Origin of the sequence: Microcystis sp. M_QC_C_20170808_M3Col, from assembly GCF_007095505.1 — a bacterium.
In the GTDB taxonomy this organism is placed as follows: domain Bacteria; phylum Cyanobacteriota; class Cyanobacteriia; order Cyanobacteriales; family Microcystaceae; genus Microcystis.
In genome coordinates this window covers 25,067-35,563 of the sequence record NZ_SFBY01000255.1, presented here as the reverse complement: position 1 = coordinate 35,563, position 10,497 = coordinate 25,067, and the positions used below count along the sequence as shown (strand labels likewise).

4 protein-coding genes are annotated in these 10,497 nt (G+C 38.9%); 3 read left to right on the top strand and 1 reads right to left on the bottom strand.

The annotated features are described in order from the left end of the window. From EWV84_RS11615 to EWV84_RS11605, 3 genes are all read left to right on the top strand, one after another. Positions 1–489, top strand: a 489-nt coding sequence (locus EWV84_RS11615; protein WP_287078116.1) for an RNA-guided endonuclease TnpB family protein, incomplete at its 5' end; no start/stop codon positions are given. A gap of 97 nt (positions 490–586) precedes the next feature. Next, the gene (locus tag EWV84_RS11610) at positions 587–6,724 is read left to right on the top strand and encodes a translocation/assembly module TamB domain-containing protein (RefSeq protein ID WP_287078115.1); all 6,138 of its coding nucleotides are present in this window, start codon (positions 587–589) and stop codon (positions 6,722–6,724) included. A gap of 135 nt (positions 6,725–6,859) precedes the next feature. Next, positions 6,860–7,351, top strand: a complete 492-nt coding sequence (locus tag EWV84_RS11605) for a GNAT family N-acetyltransferase (RefSeq protein WP_286825110.1) — start codon at positions 6,860–6,862, stop codon at positions 7,349–7,351. A gap of 25 nt (positions 7,352–7,376) precedes the next feature. On the opposite strand, the gene EWV84_RS11600 is transcribed toward EWV84_RS11605, so the two are convergent. Beyond that, a complete protein-coding gene (locus EWV84_RS11600) occupies positions 7,377–10,370 on the bottom strand; it encodes a plasmid replication protein, CyRepA1 family (RefSeq protein ID WP_287078114.1) in 2,994 nt (997 codons plus the stop codon). Positions 10,371–10,497 lie beyond the last annotated feature (127 nt).

The following is a 10,497-nucleotide window of genomic DNA, read 5'->3' as shown; positions in this document are numbered from 1 at the left end:
AAAATCCACGCAAAGATTAAGGACACTCGCACTGATTTCTTACATAAACTGTCCACTAGAATTGTTCGTGAAAATCAAACGATAATTTTAGAGGATTTAAACACATCGGGAATGGTTAAGAATCGTAAGCTATCCCGTGCTATATCAGACTTAGGCTGGCGTTCTTTTCGAGATATGCTATCAGCAAAGTCCGATAAATATGGGCGTAATTTTCGGATAATTTCTCGATGGGAGCCAACGTCTCAGCGATGTTCCTGTTGTGGGAATATTGGCGGGAAAAAGGCGTTAAATGTTCGTGAGTGGGAATGTCTTTTCTGTGGAACTTTTCATGATCGAGACATCAACGCTGCGGTAAATATCAAGGTCGCCGGAGGACATTCGGAGACTTTAAACGGACGTGGAGGAAAGCGTAAGACTTCTGTTAAAGAAGCAGCATCCTGTGAAGCGTTAACCCCATTCAGCGACCATTCTAAAAAGGTGGCGTGGTGAGGAATCACCGTCCGTTTACGGCGGTGAGGATGTCAACATAGTTCATTAGCTCTGGTGAGCCATTGCCTTTTCTTTGGTGTGTGTGAGGTAAACAATTATGAGTAACTCCCCTGGTGATCCTTCTCCTCGTCCTAATCTTTTTCTGAGTATCGGTCGATTTGTCCGCCGGCCTTCTACTTTAATTGTTGGGGGAATTACTCTCCTAGGAATTACCTCCCTTGGCTATTTTACGACTCGTTATTTAGTTTATGAACGTCTAACCCCAATTTTAGACAATATCTTCAGTGAAATGCTGCACAGACCCGTCAGGGTAGGCAAGATAGAGGGCTTTTATTTTAATCGCATTCGTATCGGTAAATCGGAAATTCCAGCTACGGCCAATTCTGCTGATAGTTTATCTATTGATGCGATCGAATTGGGATTAAATCCGCTGCCCTTACTTTTAGGTCTGCCGCTGCCGATTGATGTCAAGTTAATTAATCCCAGTATTTATCTCGATCAGGATAAAAATGGTCAATGGCTCGATAATTTAGAAAAAATAGCTAGTAACTTTGATCGGGAGGCACCCATTAAGTTAAATCTGGGTTTTCAGGTGGAGAAGGCAGCTCTTACTATCCAACCCTATGCCCTGAAAAAACCGATAGAAATTAAGGCCGATGGTCAAGGAAGATTTATTGATAATCAAAGGCAGCCTCTCACCTACGATTTTAGCGCAGAAATCCTCAAAAGTCAAGTAAAAATTCAAGGAGAAACGGCGTTAAAAACGGGTGAAAGCCTAACTAATCTTCAGATCGACCGTTTAAACTTAAGTGAACTATTAACTTTAATTCCTAATCGCAATTTTCAATTAAATCAAGGACAAGTAAATGCTAATATTGCTCTCAATATTCCCAGTTGGGCAAAGCTAAATCAAATTCAAGGTAATGGCAATTTTCAGGTGACGGAAGTAGCGGGAAAATTCCACCCTTTCCCCTATCCAATTAAGCTAACAACTAAGTTAAATTTACAGGGAGACAAAGTATTAGTTGAACAGGCGAACGCAACTATTGGCAAGATTAAAACTGAGGTGAGAGGAGAAGTAAATTGGCAAACTGGTTATCATCTCAATGTCGCTCTAGAATCGGTGGATTTACAACAACTTTTAAGAATTATTTATCTGCAATCACCTCTAGATTTACGGGGAGAAGCGCGCTCTACTTTTCAAGTGACGGGAAAACTAGATCAACCTCTAATTAAAGGAACCGTTAGCAACAGCAAACCGATTATTTTTGAGCAAATTCCTATTCAATCAATAACCAGTAATTTTCAAACAAATCTCAATCGTCTTAATTTAGATAAAATTCAAATTAAACCCGTCGCAGGTGGAGAAATTAAAGGAGAAGGAAAATTGCAGTTAAATATTCTGCAATCCCTGCAAAAAAATCAACCTCTTGACGGGACAAAAATGCCGATTAATTTGAATTTACAAGCGCATTTTCCCACGAGAAAAATTTTATCTCAATTCGCAACAATTCCCGCTAAAATTAATATAAACGATCTGCAAGCTAATATTAAAGCTAGGGGTAGTTTAGGACTGCCACAATTATTAATTAATTGGCAAATACCCACGGTTAATCAGTCAGGATTAATCAATGTTGCCGGGGAGGGTAAAGTATTTTTAGGGGGCAACAAAATAAATTTAACCGATACGGTCATTAAAACAAATGGCGGCAAACTACAGGTTAATGGTAATAGGGATTTTACTAGCAAATTAGTCCGGGCAAAAATCACGAGTAATAACTTTTTGTTGACTCCTTTTGTGCCTCTTGTTTGTCAATATTTAGATAGCATTTGCCCCTACCTAGAAACCTTAGAGCCCTTAAATTTAGAGACAGCTAATATTCAAGTTAGTGGCCAAATTGACCAACTTAATATTAATACTTTAAACGGAGTTGCTAACTTAGAAATTAGCAGTAAACAAGGCACAATTTTAGTCAATAGTCAAGTATTGCAAGGAAATCTTCAGGCTAACGCTTTCTTAGCGGGATTGCCGATTAATTCCCTATTGCCTAACTTACCAACCCAGGTTAAATTAGTGCGATCACAAATTAATTTACAAGGTTATTTAGGAGAATTACTAAATAATAAAAATAATATTTTCAGCAGTTGGCAAGGTCAAGGTAATATGCAGTTATTAGTAGATAATAATCCTTTAATTGCCACAGCCAAACTGAATCAAGGTTTCCTGACAGGAACAGTTAATACCAGTGGGATTAGTCTTAATCCTCTAGTGGAAAGTTTAACAGTTCCCGTCAGTTTAGGCAGGGCAAAAATCAGCTTTGCTGGCAGGATAAATTCTCTGATTAGCGGAACTTTAACGGATTTACAAACTTGGCGCGGAGAGGGAGATATACAGTTATTTGTCAATAATCGATCCCTAAAAACTACTGCCCAACTGGAAAAAGGTATTTTAAGCGGTATAGTTAATACAGCTGGCATTAACTTAAATCCGTTTTTACCCAATATAAATATTCCTGTTAGTCTAGGGAAAACCCAAGTCAATTTCACCAGTGCAATCAATAATTTACTAGCGGGAAAAATCCCTAATTTGTCCACCGTCAATGCTAGGGTAAATACTCGGTTGTTAGTGGATAATAATCCGATTAATACTGATATTCAGTTAAACAACGGTATTTTTAATATTCTCAGTAGCTTAGAGAATTTTCAGACTAATATTCCCCTACCGTTGAATATTTCCCAAACCAGTTTTCAAGCAGCAGGAAATGCCCAAACTATTTTCGACTCCCTGCAAGAAAAACGACTCAACTTAAGCAGTATCAAAGCAGTTTTTAACTCTCGTATTAATGTAGCCAAAGGAGAAATTAAAGCTAAGGCACAACTGAATAATAATTTCTGGCAAAGTGATATTATTGCCGCTAATCTTGATCCCGCTGCCGTACTAGGACAATTGCCAGGAATAAAATCAATCTCGATTCCTAACTTAGATTTTAGGGCGAATTTAGCAGGAAATATTAAAGAAATTTGGCAGGGAGTAACACCAATTCAGGTTAATAATCTCTCGGCACAGTGGGGAGAAAATAGTTTTGATGTGCGAGGAAATATTCTTTTAGCTAATCTTATCAGTCAACCCGATATCGCTGAGGTTAACTTAAATCTACAGGCAAAAACCGACCTTGCTACTGTACCCTTGGCTGAGATTATATCGCTTTTACCGATCGATCCTCGTTTGAAACCCAGAGAATCGACCATGACAGGGATCGGAGAATTTCAAGGACAAATCACAGGAAAAAATCTCTTAACTGCTTGGCAAAAAGTGGGAAATATACAAATCAAAGGAGATATAAATTTAGCTAACTTTAGCATTAATGATCGACCCTTTGAACCTATCTTAAAAGGAAGTATGCAAGCAGGAATCGGTCAAAATATTAGTTTAAATCTGCGAGGAAATCAGGACATTATTGACCTAACTTTCGATCCTTGTCAACAAAATAATTGTCTGCTGCCCTATCTTCCCTTAGGGATAAATATTCGCCAAGCTTTTGGAAATAAAACTCCTTTTTTAGCAACAGCTAAACGAAGCGGAGAAATTTTAAATGTTCAGATTGCCGATTTTCCCCTAGAAATCCTGAAAATATCTCCCACGGCAGCCTACAATGTTCCGGGGATTATTGCTGGACAAGTAAATGCTAATCTAGACATCAATTTATTTAACTTACAGGGACAGGGACAACTAGAGATTAACCGACCTAGTTTAGGTAACTTAATCGGGGAAAAATTAACGGCAAATTTGGTTTATCGGGATTCCATAGTTCAACTGCAAGAGGGGAGTTTACAAGCGGGTGCAAGTCAATATAATCTGCAAGGTTTATTTAATTGGCAGACCCAGGAAATAGAAGCTAAACTCAGGGTAGATCAAGGTTATATTCAAGATTTATTATCAGTTGCTAGTATCTATGATTTAACCAGTTTAATCACCCTTTTCTCCTCCGAAAATAACCCTGCTATTCAACTTAGTCCCCTAGAAGTAGGTAATCCCGAAGCTTCCCTAGCAGAACGGGTAAATTTGCGGGCAAAAATTGAAGAAATAATCCAGCAATTAGCAAGGGAAAGAGGGGTAGTCGGGATACCTTCTGAACTAGATTTTCGCGGCCGTTATCAAGCAAATATAGCCTTAACTGGGACTTTAAAAAATCCAGATCTTAGCGTAAAATTTCAGGGCAATAGATGGGAATGGCGACCCCAAAGACCGACGGTAAATATTGTTAACCCTCTCGGAATTGTCACCACCGATACCCAATTAATTCCTATTGATGAAGTAACAATTAATCTTAACTTAAATCGTCAGTTGCTCAGGATAGAACCGATTAGATTAAAATCACGAGATTCTTCCGTATTTTTAGCGGGTGATTTTTCCCTAAAAAAAGTAGAGGGAACTTTTGCCGTGGAAAATCTTTCTCTGGATCTCTTGAGAAATTTTGTGCAGTTTCCCTTGGATGTATCCGGTAGTCTAAAAACTCAAGGACAAATTGCAGGAACCTTATTAAATCCTCGTATTCAGGGTAATTTTGCCTTTATTGACGGTGCAATTAATGCCCAAAATATTAATCAGGATATAATTGGTTTATTTACCTATAATCAGTATCGTTTTGATTTGCGGACAACCTCCTCCGAATCAATCCAAATCTATGCCAGCATTCCCTATCCTCCCTTACCGGGTAATGATCAATTAAAAATCCAAGCAAAATTGGGAACCGATGCAATCAAATTAATTGAAGCTATCAGTCAAAACGCCATCGAATGGGTTAACGGTGAGGGAGAGGTAGTTCTTTCAGCGATGGGAAGATTAGATATAAAAGAGGGCTTAAAAATCAAAGATTTAGAAGCAAATGGTATAGTTACTCTTAATAATGCCGCTATCCGCAGTGTTGCTTTTCCAGAGATTTTAACCGTAAATGGCCGCATTGGGTTAACCCCTGAAAGCTTAACAGTAGAGGAATTACAAGGCTCGATCGCTGACAGACAAATTTCTGTGGTGGGAGTTTTACCTTTCTTTCAAGCCATCAAAAATAATCCTAATCCGTTAACAGTTAATATTCAAGAGGGAGATATAGCAATTAATGGTCTTTATCGGGGATTAATTGCTGGGAATGCCATGGTGACAGGAACAATTCAGCAACCAATTATCGGGGGGAATGTGCGTCTTTCTAGGGGTAAAGTTTTTCTTCCTCGCACAGCAGAAATTAATCAAGAAACGGATAAACCAGTGAGTCGCTGGCTGCATCCTCTCAACATTCCTCAGACGACAAATATTACTCCAGTTTTAAATAATTTCCAAGTGTCTTTAGCAGGATTATCAATCGAACAAGAACCTTTGTATCAATTTGATTTTAGTGGTGCTTTAACCTTGAACGGTCCGCTCACTCCACTGGAGAAATTACAAACCAATGGAGTGATTAATCTCGATCGAGGACGGGTTAGTTACATCGATACTCGTTTTCTTCTTAACCGACGCAATCAAAATGTTATTGTTTTCGATTCTAGTCGCGGGTTGGGACTTTTTAATCCCTTTGTTGATATTCAACTGCGAACAATTCTCAGCGAATTTTCTCAATCTCGCGATTTTGCTATCTCCCGTCCGGGGGGAGATTTTCCTAGCAATGAAATTCCCGATGATAGCCTCAATCGCATTCAAAGGATCGATGTCACCCTCAGCGTTGAAGGGGAATTAAACCGCTTGCTACCAAATTTAGGACGTAATCTCAATGAAGTGTGCCAAATTCGTCCCGATAGTCCACCTTTTCCCCTAGAGGAAAACTATACAGATACAGAATTACAAAAAGCTGCTAATTGTTTACAAGCAGTGGCTTTTGCTAGAGGTGAAGATGAGGGATTGCTTAATACTCCCCTAGTTAAATTAACCAGCACTCCCCCCCGCAGCCAAGGGGAAATCATTCGACTTTTGGGGGAACAATTGCTGTCGGTTTTTAATGGTTTACAGGGGAAAAATACAGAACAATTAATTCAATTTGGAGTGGTTCAGTTGGCGATTCCCCTCTTAGCCCAAGGGGTCGTGTATGATGTGGAGAATGCGGTTAGTAATGCGATCAGGGCAACGGATTTTAATATTCTTCCCAATTTGGAAACCGTCTATCGAGTCAATTCCCAGTCTTTTATTCGCTTTTCCTACGATTACAATTTGAATGAGTTTACCGTCCGCTATCAAACTCAATTTTAAAGTAAGATGGCTGGATAAAGAGGCAAAATTAGGTTATACTTCATCCTGATAATCAACCCGATAGGTAGGTAGAAAATAAGAAATATTATTTTTTTACTTTTGACTTTTTACTTTTGACTTTTTACTTGATATTCTATGATTATTCGCGAGGCCAAAGAAACAGATTTACCAACAATTATCGAGATTTATAATGCTGCTGTTCCCACTCGCAAGGCCACCGCAGATTTAAAGCCTATTTCCCTCGAAAGTCGGCGAGAATGGTTTAAAAAGCACGATCCTGAACAGTATCCCATCTGGGTAATAGCGATCGAAGGTCGGGTGGTGGGTTGGCTGAGTTTACAGATGTTTTATGGTCGTGTCGCTTACCAAAAAACGGCAGAGGTTAGTTTATATATTGCCCCCGATTATCAAGGTCGTGGAATCGGTAAATTATTAGTAGAATATGCCCTGAATCGCTGTCCCAAATTGGGTATATCTAATCTTATGTGTATTATTTTTGCCCACAATCAAGCCAGTATTCGTCTCTTTGAAAAATTCGGCTTTCAACGATGGGGTTATTTACCTCAAATTGCCGATCTAGACGATTTTCTGGCTGATGTGGTCATTTTAGGAAAAAAAGTCGCTTAAATAGGCAATTTTCCCCATAGCTAGACTATAATTCTAGACTTAATTGAATATAAGCATTTTCCGGTTCGCCTAGAGATGGTTTCTGGGTGAGAGAAAAGAGATAGTCCTCATACCAAATCTCAGAACTTCCCGCACATTTTTCATCTCTAAATAACCATTGTTGAAACACTTGTTCTCTACCATCCTGAGGGGCAACAATCTGATAAACTTTTAGAGATTTTTTAGCAATTCTCTGGCTGCCCTTGCTGGTTAATTCATAACCTAACAAGTTCAAACAATTACGAATAATCGTCAGAGGACGGGAAGTATTAGAGAGGTTAATCTTGGTGATAGTTTTAATCTCGTTGCGGTTTTTAATGGCGATTTCGGCCATTTTTTGTAAATCGGCATCATGATTAGTTAATTCTCTTTCAGGGTTAGCTAATAATACGGGAATTCCTAACACTTCTAACGTCCCGATAATCACTCCTAATTGACTACCATTAAAATCAGGAATAAATAAACTTCCGTGACCTGATTCTATCAGTTTACGGGCAATTAAAGCATCTCGATCGCACAAAAATTGTCGCCCAATTGTCAAAAAGTAATGTAAGCGTAGTTCTTGATACCATCCCTGATCATCTTTAATCACTAATTGCGGTGTGACGGGGATTCCATAGCGTTTGTATAGGTCATATTTCCTGATAATTCTCCTTTCTTTCACTGACTTAATTAACTGTTTTTTAAGCCAACGATATTCTGATTCCGTGATCTCGGCTGCGCTGGCAATTGCCTCGCATTCAGAACGATAATTATGTTCCCTAATTTCTTCAATTGCTTCCGTTAACTGATTATTTATTTCTAGTTCTTCTTCCTGATTCCGTTCTTTAATTCTATGACCTTCTGCTTGTAAAATACCTAAGATTGACTGACGATAATTAAGCATATAAGCATTTACTCGCACAGCCATTTTTGCCCAGCAGAGGAGAGATTCCGCTTGAAAATTTGTATCTAAATCCTCAAGAGATTCTAAATCTGATTGGTGTAGTAAGCGAATATTAACCTCCGTTAATCGGTGTCCAGAGGTGAGAAGTTTGGGGATAGAAGTGGAACCATTACCAACCTGATTAAATCCGTACACTGCTGACCAAATATAACGAGGAATATTCTCTCTAATTCTCCCTAAAAATTGAGCGATAGAAGTGGGAGTTTGAATTCCCTGTGCTAAACACCAAACCGAGGTAAAGTGTTGCTGAATATCAATACTAATTCCCGTTTCAATCGCAGGACTAGCTAGAACTATATCATAGTTAAGCAACAACTGATTTAAATTGCCAATCGCTTGATAGGCAGCGTGACTAGAATCTGGCAATGACTCTGAATCTATCCGCAGAATTTTCTTCTGAGGAAATTGCTTTCTTAGATAAGATTCTAGGGTAATTGTCCCCCATTTGCTGGTTAATTTTTGTGCTGATAGACAAACAAAAGGTTTTCCTCCCTCTTTAATATGTTTAACTAAATCCTTAACTAGCTGTTGGGGAGTATTATCAGAGTAGTTATAAACTCGCCAAGCTTCCTGATAATTAGGTTTCCAATCGTTACTAATCAAGAAAGTTTCTAGTTTAATAGCTGCTAAAGAAGTTAGATATTCTAGGGAAATATCACTTAAATCAGCATCAGCAACTAAGACTTTTCCCCCGCTGCTGACCACAGTTTGGAGTAGAGACTTTAAAGACTTTAAAATTGCTACTCGATTAGTTTTACAAGTATCCCCATTTAACCCATGCCATAAAACTTGTTCGATCTCATCGATAATAATCATAGCTCCTTGCCAATCTTCCGCATGAAATTTAGCTTGTGATTGGGGATGGAGAGAGTCAATACATAAACCATAACCGTAAATTTGTGCCGCAGGATTATCTCTAACTTTGCTAATATAGTTTAAACCAAAGCGTTGACATAGCTCCTCTACCAGTTTGACTCGATGACCAATAACTAAAACTTTTTGTTGATTGGCAATAGCCTGTTTAACTATCTTAGCTAAAAACTCAGTTTTTCCTGTACCTTTAGCCGATTTAATCGCCATTAACTGCGCTGATGTAGGGATAGCAATATCTGGCAAGTAACGGCTATTTAACTCTAGATGAGGTGGGAGAGTTAAACTATTTAAACTCGCTGCCTTCCAAATTTCCCAAGAGGTAGCTTTTTGATAGACTTGTTGGAAGTAATCTTCTCCTCGATTGATTAGTAAATCATCCACCCCTTTACCGTCAGCAGCATCCCAAGTAACCACCTTTACCTGACAGTTAGCCTGACTGAATAGATAACCCATTCTCTGTAAAGCTAAATTAACCGCTTGTTGGTTCTTTGGTTTAGTTTCTTGATCAAAAACTAGATAAATCTTTCGTCCTGAATTAGCTAATTTTTCTAGCTGCGGAATTAGATGAGATTTGCCGATTCTTCTACCTAATTCGTCCTTGGGAGTACGATAACCATTGTGAATTCCGGGTAAGGCAATTGTCGCATAACCTGCTGTTAGTAATGCCCCCGCTTTTTTCGCTCCTTCCGTAAGACAAATAGGTATCTCTGGATGTTTAATTACCCAAGACCAAAAACCGAGATCCTCTTGCTTATTATCCACTTCTTCAGTTAAAATATTAATACTGATATGCTGGGCTATCCTTTGCCAAATTTTCAGGGGAACCCGCAAAGCAAAGACTCCCGTAGGGGTTTGGGGAGGATGTTCGTACTTAATCGGTTTAGCCTTATCAAGGCTTAAACGGGGAAAATCGGGCTTAAAACAGCCCCAAAGGTCATAATTACCCGTTAATAAGTCAATTCCTGAACACCACCAACCGCCTTGACTGATATGTTCATAACGCTTGAGAATATCATCCCTAACTCTGCCATCATTGCGTCGCGGTAATTCTTGGGAGTAGAGTAGGTATTCACTGGGAGATAACCCCGCTAAACCGGTGACATTGAGTTCGATTAACTCCGCATCCACCCCGCTATCACGCCATTCTTCTAAATATTTCATCCTTGTCCTCTACTCGCTAGACGCTATATATAGCGTTTTTGTTCTATTATTCTAGCGGTAAGCCACTAAATAGCGAAAAGAGAAAATTTACTCTCTCAGAGGTTCTCAGAGGAAATTTGACTTTTAA